A 20,574-nucleotide genomic window follows, 5' to 3' on the forward strand; every position below is an offset into this window, starting at 1 on the left:
GACGTTCGTTTCCATGTCTTGTTCAGGGCGGCTTGTCATTCGCTCCTCGTGGGGCTCCTCATGGCCTTGATACGCTGGCCTTTTTCAGGCGGCCGGATGTCGTGAATGTCGGTACCTTCATCGGGCAGTTCACCCGGCACAGGCACAGGATCGATCCGTCCTTCATGCCCGGGACCCGCGCCTGAGACCGGCGGCGGACGGCACCTTGCAAATTCAGGCGCCAGCTTTAGCGGTTTTTTCCGCGTTTGAGAAGAACTCGAGTGTCTCGATTTCGCTGAAATCTTCGGTGTCGACCGGCTTTTGCAGCAGCGAGGCTATCGTCATGGCCCGAACCTCCGTTTCCAGACGGCGGGTCAGGGCTTTCCGGTCCGTTGTCCGGTCAACCAGAACCGGCTCGCCCCAGCGCACCACCACGTCGAGCGCGCCGCGCGAAAAGATGCCCCACAGATGGCCGGCGAGTTCCATATCGCCATACCAGGCGACATGCGGCCGATGGGCCCGGCCCATCGGCAGGCCGTAGAAGCCCTGATAGGCGACCGAAAGCGGCTGCACCCAGACTTTCGAGGTTTCGTCCTCGCCGACCGCACGGGTGGCGGCGCCCAGTAGGGCCGAGCGAAACGGCAGGACGCAATTGCCGTCGTTGGAGGTACCTTCGGCAAACAGGACCATCGCGTCGCCGGCAGCCATGCGAACGGCGATGGCATCGGCAACCTGGGCGGTTTCCGTGCGCCGGGTGCGATTGACGAACACCGTGCGCTGAAGCTTGGCGAACAGACCGAAAATGGGCCAGCCGGAAACCTCGGACTTGGCGATGAAGGAGAGAGGCATCAGCGAGCCGACCACGGTGATATCGACCCAGGATGCGTGGTTGGAGGCGATCAGCAATGGCCGGTCCACTGCCGGGGCCCCGATCTGCTCGATCTTGATCCCCACGAGCCGGGTGGCGATCCGGTGCCAGAGCTGGGGCAGTTTTCGCTGCATCTTCAGCCCGAGCTTCACCGCCAGCCACTGAAGCGGGATCAGCACCAGCGAGACCAGCGTCAGAAGGAAGATGATAACCCCGGCCTTGAGCTCAGCCATCGCCCTGATTATCCTTCGGGACATCGAGTGGGACGCCATAAAGTTCCAGCCGGTGATCGACCAGACGGTAACCCAGCTTCTTGGCGATGAATTCCTGCAAGGCCTCGATTTCCTCGTTGCGGAATTCGATGACCTGGCCGGAGCGCAGATCGATCAGATGGTCGTGATGCTCGTCCGGAACGGTTTCATAACGCGACCGACCGTCACGAAAATCGTGCCGTTCGATCATGCCGGCGTCCTCGAACAGCTTCACCGTACGATAGACCGTCGAAATGGAAATGCCGGGATCGATCGCCACGGAGCGGCGGTAGAGTTCCTCAACGTCCGGGTGCTCGTCGGACGCGGCTTCGATGACGGAGGCAATGACGCGACGCTGTTCGGTCATGCGCATACCTTTTTCGATGCACAAGTCCGCTAGCGTTGATTGCCGCTCTTCCGCCATTGCGATGCCGTCCGCTGTCTGTTTCCGATACCGTATCCGTTTCCGCTACAGCGCTTAACCAAGATCGACGCGCATGACAAGCGCGGTGCCGTCTCCTCCACTGTCGCTGTAATAGCCTTTGCGGCTGCCGACTTCCTTGAAGCCGAGCGCCCGGTACAGCAGCAGAGCCGGTTCGTTGGCTGCGTCCACTTCCAGAAAAAGGTGTTTGCAACGTTCACCGTAGAGCCGAAACAGGCCGGCTTCCATCAGCTTCTTGCCGATGCCGCGGCCGCGCTGGCGCGGGTGAACCGCAATGGTGATGACCTCGGCTTCGTCGGCAACGGTGCGCACGATCAGGAAACCAAGCGGTGCGCGCGTGCCATAGGGGCTCGCCCGGCGTGCCACCAGAAACATCGTCCCCGCATGCGCTTTCATCCGCGCAAGCTCGTCCGTATTCCATTTGTGCTTGAAACAAAGCGCGTGGATGTCGGCAATCTTCGGTAGATCCTCGTCCAGCGCCTCTTCTATCACCGGCGGCTGGGTCCAGAACCACCAAAAGCTCATTGCCGTTCTATCCTTCCCTTCGTTTGCGGCGTCGCATCGGGCGGCCGCAAATAGAGTGGCGAAGGGGATGACCTCGAAGGATCGGCGGAGATCCCCAGTTCCGCGACATCCCGAATACCCGGGAAAGTGCTGCGGGACAATATCGCGCTTTCCGGAAGCTCAAGCTCCATCGCGATTTTTTCCGATGCCGATCCTGCCAATCTTATGTCCTTGGGCAGGTTCGCCGCAAGATCTGCGATGGTGCGGACACCGGCTTCATCGGCAGCGGTGCCGGACGCATGATAAAGCTGGCAGTAGACCTCGTCTGCCTTTCCTGTCAGCGCCACCAGCACGGGACCGCCATCATCTCCCGGCACGGCGGAACGGGCAATGGCTGCCAGGGTCGTTACGCCGACAACCGGCTTCCCGAGCACGAGACCAAAGCCGCGGGCAACCGCCAGTCCGACGCGAAGGCCGGTAAAGCTGCCGGGTCCGATGGTCACGGCAACGCGGTCAAGCTCGGAAAAGGTGGTGGACGACTCGGCCATGACCTCACCGATCATGTCCATCAGCTTCTCGGCATGGCCGCGGCCGATCTCCTCGCCGCACGCCTCGAAACACGCGGTTTCGACACCGTCGTCGAGAACGGCGGCGGCGCAATTGGCAAGGGCTGTATCGATGGCGAGGACGCGCATTCCGGTTTGGCTCATGGTTTTCGTGTCCCACATGCCACTACCCCGCCCCGGCCCGCGAGTCGAGCGGGGCTTTGGACCTAAGTCCAAAGGGGGGCTTGCCTTCCACAAAGAATGGGAGTCGAAAATATTAAAGGCCCGGACAAGAGGCCGGGCCTTTGAAATTCTTCAGGAATGCTCCGATCAGATCGGGCGGACTTCCTCGACTTCCGGAACGAAGTGACGCAGCAGGTTCTGGATGCCGTGCTGCAGTGTTGCCGTGGATGACGGGCAGCCGGCGCAGGCGCCGCGCATGGACAGATAGACCACGCCTTCCTTGAAGCCCTTGAAGGTGATGTCGCCACCATCCTGCGCCACAGCCGGACGCACCCGGGTTTCCAGGAGTTCCTTGATGGTGCTGACGGTGTCCGCGTCCCCTGCCTCGAAGAATTCGCCTTCCTCGATATTTTCCGCTTCGCTGGTGGCCATGACCGGCTGTCCGGACATGAACTGCTCCATGATCACGCCCAGGATGGCGGGTTTCATGTGCTGCCAGTCGGTTTCGTCCTTGGTCACGGTCACGAAGTCGTGGCCGAAGAAGACCGCGACCACGCCCGGCACGTCGAACAGTTTCTGTGCAAGAGGCGACACCCCGGCGTCGGTCCTGGAGCGGAAATCGTAGGTTCCCTCCGGCAGGACAACCCGTCCCGGCAGGAATTTCAGTGTCGCCGGATTGGGAGTGGCTTCGGTTTGAATGAACATCTTGTCTCGTCCTTGCGCTTCAGGTCGCGCCCATGTTGCCGGCTTCGTTTTGCGCCTCACCTCCATCGCAAAACGCCGATGAATGTTTCTAACGTATCTCTCGGCAGTTTGGAACCGTTAAAAACTAGATAGGTGCAGATCCTGCCTGGTCAAGCCGTCTTCTTGAATCCGGCCGCCCTGCGATCGCTCGTCAAGCCAGCGCGGCGATGGAATCATCATCCAGGTTACCCGGCACGATCGTCACTGGAATGGGGAAGGTTCCCGCGGATTTTCCGGCAATCGACGACACCAGCGGTCCCGGCCCTTCAGAGCCCGTGCTGGCGGCCAGGATCAGGATCGCGATGTCGGCATCCGCCTCGATCAGCTCCATGATCTCCTCGGCCTTTGTCCCTTCCCGCACCACCGATTCCGGTTCGGTACGGGCAACGGACCGCACGCGCTCGGCGGCTTTCGCAAGCGCTGCCTCGGCTTCTTCCTGGGCTTCCGCCCGCATGATGTCTTCAACCCCCAGCCAATGCTGGAAGTCGCCAGGCGCAATGATGAAGACCAGCGTCACGACGCCGCCGGTCCGGGCCGCCCGTTTCGCGGCATATACGATCGCCCGGTCACATTCGGGCGTCTCGTCGACCACGACCAGAAACTTCCGGCGGTGGCCTTCCTCGTTGCTTTTTCTGATAGCTACCATGGGCCGCATGCTGCCACCGGTCCGCGCACTCCGCAAGCGGCGAAATCGCCGCGCACGAAGCGCTCAACCGGTGTCTTTCCGCATGCCTCCTAGAGGATGAACTTCGACAGGTCGACGTTCTTGGCAAGGTCGCCGATGTTGTCGCGAACGAATTTGCCCGTGATCTCCACCTCTTCACCCGGACGGTCCGGCGCCGTGAAGGAAATCTCGTCGAGAATGCGCTCCATCACCGTCTGCAGACGGCGGGCACCGATGTTCTCGACAGAGGCATTGAGATCAACCGCAATCGAGGCGATCTCGTCGATGGCATCCTCTGTGAAGTTCAGCGTGACCTTTTCCGTTTCCATCAGCGCCACATACTGCTTGATGAGGCTGGCTTCCGGTTCGGTCAGGATCGCGCGGAAATCGTCCTTGTCGAGCGCACGCAGCTCGACCCGGATCGGCAGGCGGCCCTGCAGTTCCGGCAAAAGGTCCGAAGGCTTTGCGACGTGGAATGCACCGGAAGCGATGAACAGGATGTGGTCGGTCTTGACCGGTCCGTGCTTGGTGGAGACGACTGTTCCTTCGATCAGCGGCAGCAGGTCGCGCTGCACGCCTTCACGAGAGACATCGGCTCCCGCACGGCCTTCACGGGCACAGATCTTGTCGATCTCGTCCAAAAAGACGATGCCGGAATTCTCGACAAGTGAGATTGCTTCTTCCACCACCTTGTCGTCGTCGAGCAGCTTGTCAGATTCCTCGTTGATCAGGAGCTGGTAGCTGTCGCGAACGGTGGTGCGTTTGGTCTTGGTCTGGCCGCCGAACGCCTTGCCCAGCAGATCGGAGACATTCATCACCCCGACGCTGGCACCCGGCATACCCGGCAGATCAAAGCTCGGCATCTGTGCCTGGGCCCGGACCTCGACCTCGATTTCCTTCTCGTCCATCTCGCCATTGCGCAGCTTGGTGCGGAAGCTGTCCCGGGTTGCCGGGCTTGCGTTCTTGCCGACCAGCGCATCCAGCACGCGTTCCTCGGCCAGCATGTGTGCCTTGGCCTTCACCGCTTCGCGCTTCTGGTCGCGCACCAGCGTAATGCCGGCTTCCACCAGATCACGGACGATCTGCTCCACGTCGCGGCCGACATAGCCGACCTCTGTGAACTTGGTGGCTTCCACCTTGGTGAAGGGGGCATTTGCGAGCTTTGCCAGACGGCGGGAAATCTCGGTCTTGCCGACGCCGGTCGGGCCGATCATCAGGATGTTCTTCGGCAGAACTTCCTCGCGCATCTGGCCTTGCAGCTGCTGGCGGCGCCAGCGGTTGCGCAATGCAATTGCGACCGCGCGCTTGGCATCTTTCTGGCCGACGATGTAGCGGTCGAGTTCGGAAACGATCTCACGCGGAGAAAAATCGGACATTGTTTAAGACACGCCTTCTTTACTTACGAGTTCCATCAGCAGGCAGTCGCCGGTGCGTCCCAGAAGCGCTTCGATCTCCTGAAAGCCCGCCTTGCGATAGGCCTTCAGGGCCCTGAGATTGGCCGGATCCGGATCGATGATGATCCGCTCGTGACCTTCCTCGCGCAACTGGCGGACAAACGCCTGCAAAGTTCTAGTTCCAAGTCCCCGGGACAGATCTTCCTCGAATGCAATCGAGAGGTCGACACCGACAGCCTCTGCCGGCAGCCGCTCCAGCCAGGGATAATCCGCCGCAAATGCGCTTCCCTGCTGATCGCCGACACACCAGACCTGGATATAGCCCTTGTCGGTGCCGTCTTCCTGAAAGATGAAAGGCCGGGTCGTATCCCTGCCTTCGACCATGTCCCGGATGTTGCTCAACTCTTCGTCCGGATCGCCCCACCATTGCCGCCAGTGCGGCCGCGCCAACCAACTCGCCAACGTGGGCAAATCGTCGGCGGTGACGGGGCGAAACGAAATCATCGGCCCTTACTCGGACGTATCCAGCGACTCGACCGTCACGCTGGCGTTTGTGTAAACGCAGATTTCCGCCGCAACCGCCATCGCCTTGCGGGCTATGGTTTCTGCGTCAAAGTCGGTATCTGCCAGGGCACGTCCGGCCGCAAGTGCATAGTTGCCGCCAGACCCGATACCCATGACGCCCCCTTCGGGCTCCAGAACGTCGCCGGTACCGGTCAGCACCAGCGACACGTTCTTGTCGGCCACCAGCATCATCGCTTCCAGTCGGCGCAGATAGCGGTCGGTCCGCCAGTCCTTGGCAAGTTCCACGCAGGCGCGCATCAGCTGGCCGGGGTACTGTTCCAGCTTCGCTTCAAGGCGCTCGAACAGGGTGAAGGCATCGGCGGTTGCGCCGGCAAAACCGGCAATAACCTCGCCCTTGGCCAGCAGGCGTACCTTGCGGGCGGTGTGCTTGATCACGGTCTGGCCGAGGGAGACCTGGCCGTCACCGGCGATCACCACCTTGCCACCCTTGCGCACCATCATGATCGTCGTACCGTGCCACTGGGCCGGTTCGCGCGTTTCGCTCATTCAATCCTCTTGGCAATCTTCATGGTCATCTTGTCTGCCGCCCTATGTAGGCGGCAAATCCGGTATTTCCAAGCAGTCAATGGGATGCGGCCCTGTTAAACCCGGCTATGAAGCCGGCCGAAATCGGCTCAAGACACACAATTTCAGGGCGATTTCTGCCGGCAATTCGAAGCCTCAGTGCGACATCTCGATCCGGGTTGCCCGCAAAAGTGCGTCCACCAGCTTGTCGAGCTGGCCGCCTGCCCGTTCATCGGAAAGTTCGCCCTTGTCGTCGAACGCGCCCGCCGCCTTGGGTACGGCCACCATCTGCGGCAGGACCATTGCTCCAAGGCCGACTTCCAGAATGGTGCGCATGCCGATCAGACCGCGCATGCCGCCGAACGCGCCGGTCGAAGCTGCACCGAGTGCAAAGACCTTGGTCTTGTAGGGATCGCCCGGTTCCTTCACGCGGCTGACCCAGTCCAGGGTGTTTTTCAGCAGCGGCGAGATGCCGGCGTTATATTCCGGACAGGACAGAAAAATGCCATCCTGCGCCAGGAACAAGCGTTTGAGTTTCCTGGCATTTTCCGGAACGCCATTCGTATCCTCCAGATCGCCGTCGTAGATCGGCAACGGATAGTCTTTCAGCGACAGATGCGTCACCTGAGCATCCAGGATCGCAAGTTTCTTGGCGGCCAGCGCCGTCAGTCTGCCGTTGAAGGAACCGCTTCGGACCGAGCCCGAGCAAACGAGGATCTTCGGATTGCGCATCAGAACCTACCCTACAAGTGTCCGGCTCGCGCGTGGCACCGCGGTGAACCGCCTGAGAGCAAGTTTAAGGCGCTTTTCGGGAAATGGGAGTGCTTCCTGCCCGCTGTCCCCTGCCGTCTGAGCCCTCAATGGGCCTTGCGGTAAACCCAGACGCGTGCCGGAGGCAGGTTTTTCCAGACCCAGTCCGAACTGAAGACGGAGACAGAGCGGTTGTCCGGCTTAACCGGAGCGACCAGCCCGTAGGAAAACTGGATGAAGGGCGCGCCCGGTTTCAGAATTTCCAGAGCTTCCGCCAGCAGCGCCTTGCGGACCGTTTCCGGTCGCGTCAGCAGCGGCAGGGACGAGACGATGCCGTCAAGCGAATGGCGCTGGTCTTCCGCAGCCGACAGCGTATCGCCGGCGCGCGAGAGAGTGGCGCCAAGGGCGTAGGCATCACCCTGGACAATTTTCAGGCCGGGGTATCTGCGGGTCAGCAGTTCGCAAAATTCCGGGCAATACTCGATGAGCCTGAGCTGCTGGGAGGAAAATCCACGGTCCAGAATCGCCTTCGTGACGACGCCGGTTCCCGGTCCGAGTTCCACAACCCTTGAATGGGGACGCGGTGTCAGAAAGGACGCCATCTTGGCGGCGAGCTCTGGCCCGGAAGGGGCGACGGCACCGGTTCGAAGCGGGTTCTGAGCCCAGGAACGGATGAATTTGACTTCATCGAGCACCTTCGCCCGAACGGCACTTGCCTTCTCAAGCTTTTCCCGAAAAGCTTCCCGGCGCGAGCTATTGCGTTTCAGCATCTTTCCTCACTCACATCCCCCACGCGGGGAATATAGGAGTGATTGCAATAAGATGCCATGGGCAAGCGCACATATTGCACGCATACGTCACCCTTTGCAGACTGCTTATGCACCGAGATTATCGATGAAATCCTTCACCTTGGAGAAAAACCCAGCCGATTCCGGGTGGTTTTCACCGGAGGATTCCTTCTCGAATTCCGCCAGAAGCTCACGTTGGCGCCGGGTCAGATTGGTCGGTGTTTCGACCGTGACCTGAATATACATGTCGCCGTGCTGGCTGGAACGCATGATCGGCATGCCCTTGCCGCGCAACCGGAACTGCTTTCCGGTCTGGGTGCCTTCAGGCACCTTCACGCGGCTGGTCGCCCCTTCGACCGTCGGCACGTCGAACTGACCACCCAGGGTCGCGGTCGACATGGAAATCGGCACGCGGCAGTAAAGATCGGCGCCATCGCGCTGGAAAAGCTCGTGCGGCCTTATGGAGAGGAAGATATAGAGATCGCCCGCGGGGCCACCGCGCACGCCTGCTTCACCTTCACCTGCCAGCCGAATACGGGTTCCGTCCTCGATACCGGCCGGAATGTTGACCGACAGCGTGCGCTCCTGGGTCTTGCGTCCGGAGCCGCTACAGCTTTCGCACGGATCGGTAATCACCTGGCCGCGTCCCTGACAGCTCGGACAGGTGCGTTCCAGCGTGAAGAAGCCCTGCGCGGCACGCACGCGGCCTGCCCCGCCACAGGTGCGGCAGGTCGTCGGGCTGGTTCCGGGCTTTGCGCCCGAACCGGAGCAATCGTCGCAGGTAACGCTGGTGGGAACCTCTATCTCCACCGTCTTTCCGGTGAAGGCATCCTCCAGCGTGATATCCAGATTGTAGCGCAGGTCCGCGCCACGTTCGCGTCCGCCCGACCGGCGGCCACCGCCGCCACCCATGCCGAAGAATTCCTCGAAGATATCGGACATGGTGGAGGAAAAGTCGTGGGCACCGGCACCGCCGCCGCCAAAACCACCGTTTTCGAAGGCCGCATGGCCGAAACGGTCATAGGCCGCACGCTTCTGGCTGTCCTTCAGCGTGTCATAGGCCTCGTTGACTTCCTTGAACTTGGCTTCGGCGGCCTCGTCGCCCGGATTGCGGTCCGGGTGAAATTGCATGGCCATCTTGCGGTAGGCGCTTTTCAGCGCTTTTTCGTCCGCCTCACGCGAAACACCCAGCACCTCATAGAAATCACGTTTCGACATCAAGATCTTCCGGTCTTGTTGTTGCACCGCTGGCGGCCTGGCAAATGCCGGCGCCAATTACGGCGAAGGCGCCGCGCACAAGTGCCCTTTCATCAGGCAGTCGAGCGACCGGCGCCAGGATTGGACCAGCCAGCCGGAACACGGCTGGCTGGTATTTTTCGGTTATGCGGATTTTTTGTCGTCGTCTTCTTTGACTTCTTCAAAATCCGCATCAACGACATCGTCTTCGGCCTTGGCTTTCGGATCGGCTTCCTCGCCGTCTTCTGCCTGGGCGTCAGCCTGAGCTGCCTGATACATGGCTTCGCCAAGTTTCATGGAAGCTTCTGCCAGAGCCTGGGTCTTGGCCTTGATGTCTTCCAGGTCTTCACCTTCAAGAGCAGACTTCAGGGAGGCGAGCGCGGTCTCGATCGCGGACTTGTCGTCCTCGGAAACCTTGTCGCCGTAGTCCTTCAGGGACTTGTCGGTGGAATGGACCAGAGATTCACCCTGGTTCTTGGCTTCCACCAGTTCCTTCCGCTTCTTGTCCTCATCGGCGTGGGATTCAGCGTCCTTGATCATCTGGTCGATGTCGCTGTCGCTGAGGCCGCCGGAGGCCTGAATGCGGATCTGCTGTTCCTTGCCGGTGCCCTTGTCCTTCGCGGACACGTTGACGATACCGTTGGCGTCGATGTCGAAGGTGACTTCGATCTGCGGAACGCCGCGCGGTGCCGGCGGCAGGCCGACCAGGTCGAACTGACCGAGGATCTTGTTGTCCGCAGCCATTTCGCGCTCACCCTGGAAGACGCGGATGGTCACGGCCGTCTGATTGTCTTCAGCGGTCGAGAACACCTGGCTCTTCTTGGTCGGGATCGTCGTGTTGCGATCGATCAGACGGGTGAAGACACCGCCAAGCGTTTCGATGCCGAGCGACAGCGGGGTCACGTCGAGCAGCAGCACGTCCTTGACGTCGCCCTGCAGAACGCCGGCCTGGATCGCAGCGCCCATGGCCACGACTTCGTCCGGGTTCACACCCTTGTGCGGGTCCTTGCCGAAGAAGGTCTTCACGGTTTCCTGGATCTTCGGCATGCGGGTCATGCCGCCGACCAGAACCACTTCGTCGATTTCACCGGGAGCAAGACCTGCGTCCTTCAGAGCGGCTTTCATCGGCTCAATGGTGCGCTTGACCAGATCTTCAACCAGCGACTCGAACTTGGCGCGGGTGAGTTTCAGCGTCAGGTGCTTCGGACCGGAAGCGTCCGCCGTGATGAACGGCAGGTTGATTTCGGTCTGGGAAGAGGACGACAGTTCGATCTTCGCCTTTTCCGCAGCTTCCTTCAGGCGCTGCAGGGCCAGCTTGTCGTTCTTCAGGTCGATGCCCTGGTCCTTCTTGAACTCGGACGCGAGGTAGTCGACGAGAACCATGTCGAAGTCTTCACCGCCGAGGAAGGTGTCGCCGTTGGTGGACTTCACTTCGAAGACACCGTCGCCGATTTCCAGGACGGAAACGTCGAACGTACCGCCACCAAGGTCGTAGACCGCGATGGTTTTACCGTCGTTCTTGTCGAGACCGTAGGCAAGCGCTGCTGCCGTCGGCTCGTTGATGATGCGCAGGACTTCAAGACCCGCGATCTTGCCGGCATCCTTGGTTGCCTGGCGCTGCGCGTCGTTGAAGTATGCCGGAACGGTGATGACCGCCTGGGTCACTTTTTCGCCGAGATAGCTCTCCGCGGTTTCCTTCATCTTCTGAAGGATGAAAGCGGACACCTGGGACGGGGAGTATTTGTCGCCGTTGGCTTCCACCCATGCGTCGCCATTGTCGGCCTTGACGATTTCGAACGGGACAAGCTTCTTGTCCTTGTCGACGGTCGGATCGCTGTACCGGCGACCGATCAGGCGCTTGACTGCAAAAAGGGTGTTGGTCGGGTTCGTGACCGCCTGGCGTTTTGCCGGCTGGCCGACGAGACGCTCGCCATCGTCGGAGAAGGCCACCATCGACGGGGTGGTGCGGGCGCCTTCTGCGTTTTCAATTACCTTGGAATCCTTGCCGTCCATGACGGCGACGCACGAGTTCGTCGTGCCGAGGTCGATACCAATGACCTTTGCCATATCTGCCTCTCTTTCTAGCAAACCGGATAGACCCAAAAAGGCGTCATTCCGGCTCCTCTCAGTTGGGTTCCGGGTTCCCCCGGACATCGCGCCAGAACGCTAGGCTCATGATTTGGCGCGAAGCTTGACCGCTATATAGGTGGATGAAACTTTGCCTGCAAGACATCTGTCCACTGACATTTCACAGACCTTCCGTTCTTCGCCGATATTTCTTCCCAGATCGTTACCAGCATTGTCAGCTTTGCGAATTCCACATGCAATCGGCACATGAAGGCGAGGTTTTGCTCAAACCTTGCGGACAATACGGTTAACATCGCCCCGTCACCGCAATGGCAACGCGGAAAGGAGATCCGAATTGCAAGATCCCAGCCTCTGGAATCGGCTTCAAGCCTGCCACCCGGACGATGTGGAAGCGGATTTCCCGTTCTCCGCGCGCCTTGCCCGAGACAATGGCTGGAGCAAAAGCTTTGCGGGACGGGTCGTTGTCGAATATCTGCGGTTTGCCTATCTCAGTCGGCTTGGTGAAGGCATCGTGACGCCGAGCGACGAAGTGGACCAGGCCTGGCATCTGCATCTGACCTACACCAGACATTACTGGGGCCCATTCAAGGAAGCGCTCGAAGGTCCACTGCATCACATGCCGACAAAGGGCGGCCCGGAACAGGAAGTCCGGTTCCAGCAGGCCTATGCAAGAACGCTCCGGCTCTACCGGTCGGAATTCGGCGACCCGCCTGTGGACATCTGGCCACCGGAGGAAATCCGGTTCGGCAAGGCGCCGGGCTTTGTCCGCGTGAATGCGCAGGATGTGTGGATCATCCGCAAGCCGGACTGGCCGAGCCAGGTCGCAAGACTTGCCGGGAAGGTTGCGAATGCGCCCACCGCCGTCCACTGCGCCCTGCTGGCCGCCATGTCACTTCTTCTGGGCACCAGGCTGGCCTTTGCCCATGGCGAGGCGCAAGGCGATACCCTCATCGAGCGACTGCGCAACATGGTCTGGCACTGGGCCACCATGCACACGGCCGAATTCCTGATTTCCCTGTTTATCATCGCCGTGGTGCTGATCATCCTCTTCAAGAAATCGACCGGTGGAAGTTCTTCCGGGTGCAGCTCAGGCTGCGGTACCAGCAGCAGCGGTGACGGAGGCGGCGGTGGCAGCTCCGGCTGCAGCGGTTGCGGCGGGGGCGACTGACGACCGGCGACAATGACCATGCAGGAAATTCCCATAAACGGCCTGAGCGGGCTTTATTATCTGCCGGGTTATTTCGACCGCGAGGGCCAGGAACAGCTCCTGGCACACATTCGCGCGATCGTTGCCGAAGCGCCCTTGTTCCAGCCGGTAATGCCGAAAACCGGAAAGCCCTTTTCGGTGCGCATGAGCAACTGCGGGCCGCTCGGCTGGGTGTCGGATATCCGAGGCTATCGCTACCAGCCGGCGCACCCCGAAACCGGCCGGCCATGGCCAGCCATGCCGGATGCCTTGACGCACCTGTGGAAGGACGTTGCCGGAACGGCGCCACCACCCGAAGCCTGCCTGATCAATTTCTATGATCCCAGCGCCCGCATGGGTCTGCACCAGGACAGGGATGAACAGATGTTCGAAGCCCCGGTCGTCTCGGTTTCCCTGGGAGACACTGCGACCTTCCGTGTTGGCGGCGTGAACAGGAAGGATCCGACCAAATCCTTCCGCCTTCAATCCGGTGACGTCGTCGTACTCAGCGGTGAGGCGCGACTGGCCTTTCACGGCATCGACCGCGTGTTGAAGGGAACTTCGACGCTTCTGAAAAACGGCGGCCGGATCAACCTGACCCTTCGGCGCGTCACTCCGCCCTGAATTCCTACGTTTCCACGTAGGTTGCCTCGAAGCTCACCGGAAAATTCACCGAGCGGGCGATGAAGCAGACCTTGTGGATCTCGTGGTGGATCGCATCGGCCGTTGCCAGGTCCGTGCCCTTAGGCACGGTGATGACCGGCTTCAGCACAGCGCGCAGAAAACGGCCAGCACCCGAGGGCTCGGTTTCCCCCGTCGCTTCCGGCGCGTCCTCGTATCCCATGACGGCAATGCCTGCATCGCTTGCCAGATGCAGGTACCAGAGCATATGGCAGCTCGCCAGGGAGGACAGGAGCAAGTCCTCCGGATTGTGGAGCGCGGGATTTCCGCCCAGTAGCGGGTCGTTCGAACAGGAAACCGGAGGCTTTCCAGGTGTTCGTATCTCCCAGGTTCGGTCATAGGACCTGTAGCTCTTCGTCCCCTCGCCCCGGTTTCCCGTCCAGTGGATGAGGGATGTGTAGCCGTGCTCTTTGCTCATGCTTCCTCCGAAATGTATACATTTATACATTTTTGATTTACAGGCTGCTGTCAAGGCTCTATTGGAAATTTCGGGAGGCGCCATGTCCGCAGAAAAAATCGCAGCCACGCTTGAAACCGATATCGTCTCCGGGATCTTCCGGCCGGGTGAGGAACTGAAACAGGGAGAGCTTGCTGCCCGCTTTTCGGTCAGTCGCATTCCCGTGCGCGACGCCCTGCAGCTGATGGCTGCACGGGGCCTGATCGACCTTGAGCGCAATCGACGGGCTCGAGTGATCAGCCTTACCCCCGCGGAGATTGATGAGGTCTACCATCTGCGCGTGCTTCTGGAGACCGATTGCCTGCGGCAATCAATCCGGCGGCTGGAAGCAGACGATCTTGTGAAGATCGGAGCAGCCCTTGCCCACTCCAGCATCGACGCGGCAACCGACCGGTGGGCCGACGGCGACTGGGCCTTTCACAAGAGCCTTTATATGCCTGCAAGACGTCCAAGAGAGCTGGCGATGATCGAGGGTCTTCGGCGGACCTGCCGCATTCACATTGCCGGCTACGGCGTCCTGCCGACGCTCACCGACAGGTGGCTGAAGGACCATGAAGAGCTGGTGGCAGCGATGAAATCACGCGCGGAAGACCAGGCGGCAGACATTCTGGCCCGCCATATCGCGGACGCGCGGCAGACATTGCTGGACGCAATGCCCGGCTGAACCTTCAAAGTGCCAACCGAACCTCAGAAAAGCATGTAGGTCGCCACAACCGCACAGGCTGCAATGACCCACAAGGCAGCCCGCCCCGAGCGGGTGTGACGCGCCTCTGCACGGCCAATTGCTTCGGCGGTCCCGTCGTCGAACCTGAGGCCGCCCTGTGTCATCCTTTCCAGCTCTTCCGACATCCGACCGATCCTGTCGGCAAAGAGCGGCATGTCGTTGGCAATGCGCGCCAGTGCCGACAGTGCATCACCGGCATCACGCAGTTTTCCGACCGGACCAAGGTTGTCCTTGATCCAGGTGCCGACAACGGGTTCCGCCGTCCGCCACATGTCGAGATTGGGATTGAGCGAACGCGCCACGCCTTCGACCACAACCATGGTCTTCTGCAACATGATCAGCTGGGTCTGGGTGCTCATCTCGAAGAGTTCCGTCACTTCGAACAGCTGGGTCAGCAGGCGGGCCATGGAGATTTCGCTGGCATCGTGACCGTGGATCGGCTCGCCGATGGCACGGATCGCCTGGGCGAACATGTCGACATCCTGATGCGCGGGCACATAGCCGGCCTCGAAATGCACCTCCGCCACCCGTCTGTAGTTGCGGGTGATGAAGCCGAACAGAATTTCTGCCAGAAACCGGCGTTCGCGCTTGTTGAGACGGCCGATGATGCCGAAGTCGACTGCAACCAGGGTGCCGTCGGGCTCAACGAAGAGATTGCCCTGGTGCATGTCTGCATGAAAGAAGCCGTCGCGCAGCGTGTGGCGCAGGAAGCTCTGGATGACGGCAGCCCCAAGCGCTTCCAGGTCATGGCCATCTTCCTTGAGGCCCTCGACGTCCGACATCTTGCGGCCGTCGATCCATTCCATTGTCAACACGCCCTTGGCGGTGCGCAGCCACTCGACAGCCGGAACGCGGAACCCCGGATCGTCAGCGGTGTTCTCGGCCATTTCCGACAGGGCCGCGGCCTCCAGACGGAAGTCCATTTCCATCGCGACCGACTGGGCCAGCGTGTCCACGACCGCGACCGGCCGAAGGCGCCGCGAGGGCGGATGGAACCGTTCGGCCAGGCGGGCGACGAGGTAGTAGCTTTCGAGATCGCGCTGGAAGCGGCGGGAAACGCCCGGCCGCAGCACCTTGACCGCAACCTTTCGCTCCGTGCCGTCCTGATCGAGGATCACGGCGGGATGAACCTGGGCAATCGAGGCGGCGGCAACGGCTTCGCCGAACGACACGAAGACCTCATCGAGCGGCTTGCCGAGCTGCTCGGCTACCGCGGCGCAGGCCGCATCATGATCGAACGCCGGCAACCGGTCCTGAAGGGCTGACAGTTCGCGTGCGGCTTCCTTGCCGACTACATCGGCCCGGGTCGCCAGGAACTGGCCAAGCTTCACATAGGACGGTCCAAGCTTGTTCAGCGCGTCGGACAGGCGAAGGTCTGCCCGCTTGTTGCGAACCGACCGGCGCTCCAGAAGCCGCGCCATGGCAATGGCGAACCGAGGCCCGGCCGGCAGGTCCGGAAGCGAAACGAGGCCGAAAACGCCCTCGCGCGCCATCACGAAACCCGCCCGCGCCAGACGGAGAAAAGGCATCACGGGAAGGGCCATGTATCAGAGTTTCCAGCCGTAATGCAGGGCGGCGATACCGCCGGAATAGTTGCGGTAGCCGACACGCTCGAACCCGGCTTCGCGGATCATGTCCGCAAAGCGTTCCTGGTTCGGGAAATTACGGATCGATTCCACCAGATACTTGTAAGGGTCACCGTCCCCTGTCACCCAGCGGCCCATGGCCGGGATCGCGTTGAAGGAAAAGGTGTCATAGACCTTGTCGAGCATCGGCACGTCGACTTCGGAGAATTCCAGACACATGAAGCGGCCACCCCGCTTCAGGACCCTGCGCGCTTCCCGCAGTGCCTTGGGAATATCCGGGACGTTGCGGATGCCGAATGCGATCGTATAGGCATCGAAACTCTTGTCGGGAAACGGCAGCTCCTCGGCATTGCCCTGGCTGAAGGTGATGAGATCCGACAGACCGGCCTTTTCGGCCCGGTCGCGGCCGACGCCGAGCATGCTTTCGTTGATGTCGCACACCACGGCACGGGCCGTGTCGTTGGACCGGCGAACCACGCGGGTGGCGATGTCGCCGGTTCCGCCGGCCACATCCAGCAGCCGCCAGTTGGAGGCAGCTGTCTTGGGCGGTGCCAGGAACGAGACCATGGCATCCTTCCAGACCCGGTGAAGGCCGCCGGACATGAGGTCGTTCATGAGGTCGTAGCGCTCGGCAACCTTGTGAAACACATCGTCCACCAGTGCCTGCTTTTGCCCTTCGGCAACCTTGGTAAAGCCGAAACTGGTCGGCATTTCTTCCGGTGCGCGGTTCGACCTGGCCGAATGCCCCTGTGCCTGTTGCGTCATGAAAGCGCCTCCAAGATCACCCCGCGCCGCGACAAGACTGCCGGGCGGCGGCGGGTTCGATCACTTCTTACCCGTTGGACAAGCCACCTGTTGAAAGAGCTGGCGGATTGCCGTTTCGAAACTATCTTCAAAGTGCGCCGGACCATAGTACAAGCCATTGGCGAGCGCTATCTGTGCCGGCCACCAAAAACCATATGCCGCAGGCCTATAGCCTGCCATGACAGCGGATACCAGACCTCTCATGCCCGAACTCCCGGAAGTCGAAACCGTCAAGCGCGGCCTTGCCCCCACTTTCGAAGGGGCTCTGATTGCCAAGGTCGACCAGAACCGGCCGGACCTGCGCTTTCCTTTTCCGGACGGTTTCGCCGACCGATTGACCGGACGAAGGCTGACCGTGCTGTCTCGCCGGTCGAAATACCTGTTGGGCGATGTCGACAGCGGCGATGTGCTGGTCATGCACCTTGGCATGTCTGGATCGTTCCGGATCGAAAACGATCTTTCCGCGGATACGCCAGGCGCTTTTGCCCATGCGCGCAGCAAAGACCCCAAACACGACCACGTCGTCTTCCATCTGGAGACCGTTGACGGCGGGCGAGCCCGGATCGTCTACAACGACCCGCGCCGGTTCGGCTTCATGGATCTCATTGCCCGTCCCGTGCTCGCAGACCATCCCTTTTTCCGTGAGCTCGGCCTGGAGCCTCTCGGCAACGACCTTGGCGGCGAAACACTGGCGCGGCTTTTCAATGGCCGGAAGACGCCGCTGAAGGCGGCCCTGCTCAACCAGAAACTGATTGCGGGCCTCGGCAACATATATGTGTGCGAAGCGCTCTGGCGCACCGGGCTCAGCCCGGAACGGGCTGCCGGCACGCTGGTGACGAAAACAGGCAAGCCGACAAAAAAGGCGGAAGAACTGGCCGCCAATATCCGCGCCACCCTGGAAGACGCCATCCGGGCGGGCGGGTCCTCGCTGCGCGATCACACCCAGGCAGACGGCACACTTGGCTACTTTCAACACTCGTTTGCCGTCTACGACCGCGAAGGCCAGGCCTGCCGGACACCAGGCTGCAAGGGCACCGTCGCCCGGCTGGTCCAGTCCAACCGGTCAACCTTCCACTGCCCGGCCTGCCAGAGCTGACTTGTCCTATCGGTCAAGCTTGCCAGACCCGCCCGACCTCGGGTAGGCATTGCCGGTGAAGTACACGTCCAGGAAACCGCAGGCACCAGGAGCCGGGCTCGAGAAAGACCTGGTCATCCGGCCCGCCGCGGTTTCCAGCACTGGGAGCGGGCAACATGGGATATGAGAACATCCGCGTCGAAAAACGCGGAAAAGTCGGTCTGATCACTCTCGATCGGCCGAAAGCCTTGAATGCACTCAATTCGGCCCTGGTTGCCGAACTCGGCACGGCGCTTGACGGGTTCGATGCGGACGAGCGGATCGGCTGTATCGTCATCACCGGCTCGGAAAAGGCCTTTGCTGCCGGTGCCGACATCAAGGAAATGCAGCCGCACAATTTTTCGTCCGCCTATCAGACGGACCTGATCACGCCCTTCGACCGGGTATCGCGCAACCGCAAGCCGATCATCGCCGCCGTGGCGGGATATGCGCTTGGCGGCGGCTGCGAGCTGGCCATGCTGTGCGACTTCATCATTGCCGCGGACACGGCCAAGTTCGGCCAGCCGGAAATCACGCTCGGCGTTATTCCGGGTGCCGGCGGCACCCAGCGTCTGACGCGGTTCGTCGGCAAGTCCAAAGCCATGGAAATGGTCCTGACCGGCCGGATGATGGACGCGGAAGAAGCCGAGCGCAGCGGTCTCGTCAGCCGCATCGTACCGGCGGACGACCTGCTTGAAGAAGCGCTGAAGGCCGCTGAAAAGATCGCCGATTTCTCTCTGCCTGTCGTCATGATGGCCAAGGAAAGTGTCGACCGCGCCTATGAAACCACCCTGTCGGAAGGCGTTCGCTTCGAACGGCGCGTGTTCCAGGCCCTCTTTGCCCTGGAAGACCAGAACGAAGGCATGAGCGCCTTCACCGAGAAACGTACGCCGCAGTTCCGGAACAAATAAACTACGGCGTTCAACGATAAAGCCGTTGACGGCGTCCGAAAGCGCGATTATAAGCAGCGCCCAATCGGTGGCGGTTTTCCGCCGCCGTTGTTTTTTGATCGGGTCTTGCAGCTTTGGCTCCCTTGTCCCGATCGCCACCGGACACTAGTCCCAATTACCGATCAGGATAGAGCCCATGGCCAACACACCATCGGCCAAGAAGGCGGCCCGCAAGATTGCCCGCCGGACGGCCACGAACAAAGACCGCCGCAGCCGCGTGCGCACGTTCCTGCGCAAGGTTGAGGAGGCAATTGCTTCCGGCGATCAGGCCGCTGCAAACGAAGCCTTCAAGGTTGCGCAGCCGGAAATCATGCGCGCTGCCGGCAAAGGCACGATGCATGCCAACACGGCCTCCCGGAAGGTTTCCCGCCTCAATGCCCGTATCAAGGCACTCAGCGCGTAACCGAGCCGTCATACGACCGTTAAAAAGACCCGGCCACAGTGCCGGGTTTTTTTTAGCCACGCAATTTTGTGGATGACGAAATTTGACAACTCATACGCGCAATATTGCAATTTCTACCGAGTATAATAGTGTCAGGAAAAACGTTTATTTTTCAGATATTTACGCACATGTACCATTGAGAGAAGGTGATCAATCCGGATTCGATACGAGTCAAGCTATCAGTTCCGAAATTTTTTTTGAAATTGTTGTTTTTGAAATGTGACAGGGCACTTCAGAGCGAAAAGTCATTGCGGTAAAACACATTTGCTCGCTCGCCAGCAGGGGCCAAAAACACAGTGACGCGGGGGGAGAAACCGGCACTTTCCGCCATTCGCAAAAACCCGCTGTTGCCCCTTCGGTCGCGGTCTGTATATTAACAATACGGCTGGCGGGTAAGACCAGCGACCAACTTAAAAACGGTGCTTGGAAAACAATGAAAAAGTTAAACCGGACCATCGCTGAGCACATCAAATCCAGTTCACGGAATGAATACGTTAGCGTATTCGAACACTCAGGCATTTAGCCTGAAGTAACCTACTTCTTTCTCAAGAAAATCTTGAAGAATACTTTTGATCAATAGCGTCACGCTATTGAAGGGGGCGGCTTTGCAATTTCAGGGTGGATATGCAGGAAATGTGACTGCGCAGGAGGCCTTTGACGGTCTTGCCGAGCAGCAGGAAGCAACTCTTGTCGACGTGCGCACACAGGCCGAATGGTCCTTTGTCGGGGTGCCGGACCTTCGTCCGCTCGGCAAGGAGCCGATCCTGGCCGAATGGCAGAGCTTTCCGTCGACCGGACCCAATCCGGCATTCGCGGAATCGGTTTCTGATGTTCTCGTCAAAAAAGGACTTGACCGGAACGCGCCAATCTATTTCTTGTGCCGCTCCGGAGCACGGAGCCAGGCAGCTGCGATCGCCCTGACGCAGGCCGGCTTTACGCAGTGCTTCAATATCTCCGATGGTTTCGAGGGCCCACTCGGCCCGGATGGCCACCGTGGGACCCAGTCCGGCTGGAAGGCCGCCGGATTGCCCTGGATTCAAAGTTAGTTACCCTGCCCATCGACAGGGTCAGGTGAAGGGAGATTTTCCTTCGCCATATAAATAAC

General features: G+C 60.5%; 23 protein-coding genes. 7 read left to right on the forward strand and 16 right to left on the reverse strand.

The genetic code is table 11. The annotated features are described in order from the left end of the window. Nucleotides 1–213 precede the first annotated feature (213 nt). The 13 genes from HCG46_RS14065 to dnaK all read right to left on the reverse strand — a co-directional run bounded on the left by HCG46_RS14065 (nucleotide 214) and on the right by dnaK (nucleotide 11,504). Nucleotides 214–1,080 carry a lysophospholipid acyltransferase family protein gene (locus HCG46_RS14065; protein ID WP_077291048.1) on the reverse strand — a complete coding sequence of 289 codons (867 nt, stop codon included), beginning with the start codon at nucleotides 1,078–1,080 and terminating at the stop codon, nucleotides 214–216. Next, nucleotides 1,073–1,522, reverse strand: a complete 450-nt coding sequence (locus HCG46_RS14070; protein ID WP_031268709.1) for a Fur family transcriptional regulator — start codon at nucleotides 1,520–1,522, stop codon at nucleotides 1,073–1,075. The genes HCG46_RS14065 and HCG46_RS14070 overlap by 8 nt, the downstream gene beginning before the upstream one ends. A 54-nt stretch (nucleotides 1,523–1,576) precedes the next feature. Then, nucleotides 1,577–2,065, reverse strand: a complete 489-nt coding sequence (rimI, locus tag HCG46_RS14075) for a ribosomal protein S18-alanine N-acetyltransferase (protein WP_022999124.1) — start codon at nucleotides 2,063–2,065, stop codon at nucleotides 1,577–1,579. Continuing rightward, entirely contained in the window at nucleotides 2,062–2,754 is a 693-nt protein-coding gene (tsaB, locus tag HCG46_RS14080; protein WP_230057636.1) for a tRNA (adenosine(37)-N6)-threonylcarbamoyltransferase complex dimerization subunit type 1 TsaB, read from the reverse strand. The genes rimI and tsaB overlap by 4 nt, the downstream gene beginning before the upstream one ends. Nucleotides 2,755–2,919: 165 nt before the next feature. Next, the gene (locus tag HCG46_RS14085; protein ID WP_031268711.1) at nucleotides 2,920–3,477 is read right to left on the reverse strand and encodes a NifU family protein; all 558 of its coding nucleotides are present in this window, start codon (nucleotides 3,475–3,477) and stop codon (nucleotides 2,920–2,922) included. A gap of 190 nt (nucleotides 3,478–3,667) precedes the next feature. Then, entirely contained in the window at nucleotides 3,668–4,162 is a 495-nt protein-coding gene (locus HCG46_RS14090) for a universal stress protein (RefSeq protein ID WP_031268712.1), read from the reverse strand. 89 nt (nucleotides 4,163–4,251) lie between these two features. After that, nucleotides 4,252–5,556, reverse strand: a complete 1,305-nt coding sequence (gene hslU, locus HCG46_RS14095; protein ID WP_022999128.1) for an ATP-dependent protease ATPase subunit HslU — start codon at nucleotides 5,554–5,556, stop codon at nucleotides 4,252–4,254. Between the two features lie 3 nt (nucleotides 5,557–5,559). Next, nucleotides 5,560–6,078, reverse strand: coding sequence for a GNAT family N-acetyltransferase (locus HCG46_RS14100; RefSeq protein WP_168686542.1), 519 nt, complete (start codon nucleotides 6,076–6,078; stop codon nucleotides 5,560–5,562). A 6-nt stretch (nucleotides 6,079–6,084) separates the two neighbouring features. Next, entirely contained in the window at nucleotides 6,085–6,645 is a 561-nt protein-coding gene (hslV, locus tag HCG46_RS14105) for an ATP-dependent protease subunit HslV (protein ID WP_168686543.1), read from the reverse strand. Nucleotides 6,646–6,819: 174 nt separating this feature from the next. Continuing rightward, a complete protein-coding gene (locus HCG46_RS14110) occupies nucleotides 6,820–7,395 on the reverse strand; it encodes an NAD(P)H-dependent oxidoreductase (protein WP_168686544.1) in 576 nt (191 codons plus the stop codon). 125 nt (nucleotides 7,396–7,520) lie between these two features. Continuing rightward, on the reverse strand, nucleotides 7,521–8,183 hold the full coding sequence (locus HCG46_RS14115; protein ID WP_083660359.1) for an rRNA adenine N-6-methyltransferase family protein: 663 nt from the start codon (nucleotides 8,181–8,183) through the stop codon (nucleotides 7,521–7,523). A 105-nt stretch (nucleotides 8,184–8,288) separates the two neighbouring features. Next, a complete protein-coding gene (gene dnaJ / locus HCG46_RS14120; protein WP_168686545.1) occupies nucleotides 8,289–9,419 on the reverse strand; it encodes a molecular chaperone DnaJ in 1,131 nt (376 codons plus the stop codon). A 162-nt stretch (nucleotides 9,420–9,581) separates the two neighbouring features. After that, the gene (gene dnaK, locus HCG46_RS14125; protein ID WP_022999135.1) at nucleotides 9,582–11,504 is read right to left on the reverse strand and encodes a molecular chaperone DnaK; all 1,923 of its coding nucleotides are present in this window, start codon (nucleotides 11,502–11,504) and stop codon (nucleotides 9,582–9,584) included. 355 nt (nucleotides 11,505–11,859) lie between these two features. Between dnaK and HCG46_RS14130 the strand changes: the two genes are divergently transcribed. Both HCG46_RS14130 and HCG46_RS14135 read left to right on the forward strand, forming a co-directional pair. Continuing rightward, on the forward strand, nucleotides 11,860–12,693 hold the full coding sequence (locus tag HCG46_RS14130; protein WP_168686546.1) for a hypothetical protein: 834 nt from the start codon (nucleotides 11,860–11,862) through the stop codon (nucleotides 12,691–12,693). 18 nt (nucleotides 12,694–12,711) lie between these two features. Then, entirely contained in the window at nucleotides 12,712–13,335 is a 624-nt protein-coding gene (locus tag HCG46_RS14135; protein ID WP_168686703.1) for an alpha-ketoglutarate-dependent dioxygenase AlkB, read from the forward strand. Between the two features lie 4 nt (nucleotides 13,336–13,339). Here HCG46_RS14135 and HCG46_RS14140 read toward each other — a convergent pair whose 3' ends face one another. Continuing rightward, nucleotides 13,340–13,810 (reverse strand): OsmC family protein, encoded by a 471-nt coding sequence (locus HCG46_RS14140; protein WP_168686547.1) that lies wholly within the window; start codon nucleotides 13,808–13,810, stop codon nucleotides 13,340–13,342. Nucleotides 13,811–13,892: 82 nt separating this feature from the next. On the opposite strand from HCG46_RS14140, the gene HCG46_RS14145 reads away from it, so the two are divergent. Further along, nucleotides 13,893–14,513 (forward strand): GntR family transcriptional regulator, encoded by a 621-nt coding sequence (locus HCG46_RS14145; RefSeq protein ID WP_168686548.1) that lies wholly within the window; start codon nucleotides 13,893–13,895, stop codon nucleotides 14,511–14,513. A gap of 23 nt (nucleotides 14,514–14,536) precedes the next feature. On the opposite strand, the gene ubiB is transcribed toward HCG46_RS14145, so the two are convergent. Further along, the gene (gene ubiB / locus HCG46_RS14150; RefSeq protein WP_168686549.1) at nucleotides 14,537–16,117 is read right to left on the reverse strand and encodes a 2-polyprenylphenol 6-hydroxylase; all 1,581 of its coding nucleotides are present in this window, start codon (nucleotides 16,115–16,117) and stop codon (nucleotides 14,537–14,539) included. Nucleotides 16,118–16,120: 3 nt separating this feature from the next. Further along, entirely contained in the window at nucleotides 16,121–16,924 is an 804-nt protein-coding gene (ubiE, locus tag HCG46_RS14155; RefSeq protein WP_022999142.1) for a bifunctional demethylmenaquinone methyltransferase/2-methoxy-6-polyprenyl-1,4-benzoquinol methylase UbiE, read from the reverse strand. Nucleotides 16,925–17,165: 241 nt separating this feature from the next. Between ubiE and mutM the strand changes: the two genes are divergently transcribed. The 4 genes from mutM (at nucleotide 17,166) to HCG46_RS14175 (ending at nucleotide 20,515) form a co-directional block, all read left to right on the forward strand. Next, the gene (gene mutM / locus HCG46_RS14160; RefSeq protein ID WP_075281761.1) at nucleotides 17,166–18,059 is read left to right on the forward strand and encodes a bifunctional DNA-formamidopyrimidine glycosylase/DNA-(apurinic or apyrimidinic site) lyase; all 894 of its coding nucleotides are present in this window, start codon (nucleotides 17,166–17,168) and stop codon (nucleotides 18,057–18,059) included. 155 nt (nucleotides 18,060–18,214) lie between these two features. Then, nucleotides 18,215–18,988, forward strand: a complete 774-nt coding sequence (locus HCG46_RS14165; RefSeq protein WP_022999145.1) for an enoyl-CoA hydratase — start codon at nucleotides 18,215–18,217, stop codon at nucleotides 18,986–18,988. A 175-nt stretch (nucleotides 18,989–19,163) separates the two neighbouring features. Then, a complete protein-coding gene (gene rpsT / locus HCG46_RS14170; protein ID WP_022999146.1) occupies nucleotides 19,164–19,430 on the forward strand; it encodes a 30S ribosomal protein S20 in 267 nt (88 codons plus the stop codon). A 674-nt stretch (nucleotides 19,431–20,104) separates the two neighbouring features. Further along, on the forward strand, nucleotides 20,105–20,515 hold the full coding sequence (locus HCG46_RS14175; RefSeq protein WP_152504881.1) for a rhodanese-like domain-containing protein: 411 nt from the start codon (nucleotides 20,105–20,107) through the stop codon (nucleotides 20,513–20,515). The last annotated feature ends 59 nt before the right edge of the window (nucleotides 20,516–20,574 follow it).

The organism is Labrenzia sp. PO1 (assembly GCF_012273635.1).
In the GTDB taxonomy this organism is placed as follows: Bacteria; Pseudomonadota; Alphaproteobacteria; order Rhizobiales; family Stappiaceae; genus Roseibium; species Roseibium algicola.

Excerpts from the sequence above, each read along its gene's own strand:
- dnaJ (WP_168686545.1), bottom strand. The coding sequence starts at position 9,419 with ATGTCGAAACGTGATTTCTATGAGGTGCTGGGTGTTTCGCGTGAGGCG.
- ubiB (WP_168686549.1), bottom strand. The coding sequence starts at position 16,117 with ATGGCCCTTCCCGTGATGCCTTTTCTCCGTCTGGCGCGGGCGGGTTTC.
- HCG46_RS14115 (WP_083660359.1), bottom strand. The coding sequence starts at position 8,183 with ATGCTGAAACGCAATAGCTCGCGCCGGGAAGCTTTTCGGGAAAAGCTT.
- rpsT (WP_022999146.1), top strand. The coding sequence starts at position 19,164 with ATGGCCAACACACCATCGGCCAAGAAGGCGGCCCGCAAGATTGCCCGC.
- HCG46_RS14090 (WP_031268712.1), bottom strand. The coding sequence starts at position 4,162 with ATGGTAGCTATCAGAAAAAGCAACGAGGAAGGCCACCGCCGGAAGTTT.
- HCG46_RS14110 (WP_168686544.1), bottom strand. The coding sequence starts at position 7,395 with ATGCGCAATCCGAAGATCCTCGTTTGCTCGGGCTCGGTCCGAAGCGGT.
- HCG46_RS14145 (WP_168686548.1), top strand. The coding sequence starts at position 13,893 with ATGTCCGCAGAAAAAATCGCAGCCACGCTTGAAACCGATATCGTCTCC.
- HCG46_RS14100 (WP_168686542.1), bottom strand. The coding sequence starts at position 6,078 with ATGATTTCGTTTCGCCCCGTCACCGCCGACGATTTGCCCACGTTGGCG.
- mutM (WP_075281761.1), top strand. The coding sequence starts at position 17,166 with ATGCCCGAACTCCCGGAAGTCGAAACCGTCAAGCGCGGCCTTGCCCCC.
- HCG46_RS14165 (WP_022999145.1), top strand. The coding sequence starts at position 18,215 with ATGGGATATGAGAACATCCGCGTCGAAAAACGCGGAAAAGTCGGTCTG.
- hslV (WP_168686543.1), bottom strand. The coding sequence starts at position 6,645 with ATGAGCGAAACGCGCGAACCGGCCCAGTGGCACGGTACGACGATCATG.
- dnaK (WP_022999135.1), bottom strand. The coding sequence starts at position 11,504 with ATGGCAAAGGTCATTGGTATCGACCTCGGCACGACGAACTCGTGCGTC.
- HCG46_RS14065 (WP_077291048.1), bottom strand. The coding sequence starts at position 1,080 with ATGGCTGAGCTCAAGGCCGGGGTTATCATCTTCCTTCTGACGCTGGTC.
- ubiE (WP_022999142.1), bottom strand. The coding sequence starts at position 16,924 with ATGACGCAACAGGCACAGGGGCATTCGGCCAGGTCGAACCGCGCACCG.
- rimI (WP_022999124.1), bottom strand. The coding sequence starts at position 2,065 with ATGAGCTTTTGGTGGTTCTGGACCCAGCCGCCGGTGATAGAAGAGGCG.
- HCG46_RS14085 (WP_031268711.1), bottom strand. The coding sequence starts at position 3,477 with ATGTTCATTCAAACCGAAGCCACTCCCAATCCGGCGACACTGAAATTC.
- hslU (WP_022999128.1), bottom strand. The coding sequence starts at position 5,556 with ATGTCCGATTTTTCTCCGCGTGAGATCGTTTCCGAACTCGACCGCTAC.
- HCG46_RS14140 (WP_168686547.1), bottom strand. The coding sequence starts at position 13,810 with ATGAGCAAAGAGCACGGCTACACATCCCTCATCCACTGGACGGGAAAC.
- tsaB (WP_230057636.1), bottom strand. The coding sequence starts at position 2,754 with ATGAGCCAAACCGGAATGCGCGTCCTCGCCATCGATACAGCCCTTGCC.
- HCG46_RS14135 (WP_168686703.1), top strand. The coding sequence starts at position 12,712 with ATGCAGGAAATTCCCATAAACGGCCTGAGCGGGCTTTATTATCTGCCG.
- HCG46_RS14070 (WP_031268709.1), bottom strand. The coding sequence starts at position 1,522 with ATGGCGGAAGAGCGGCAATCAACGCTAGCGGACTTGTGCATCGAAAAA.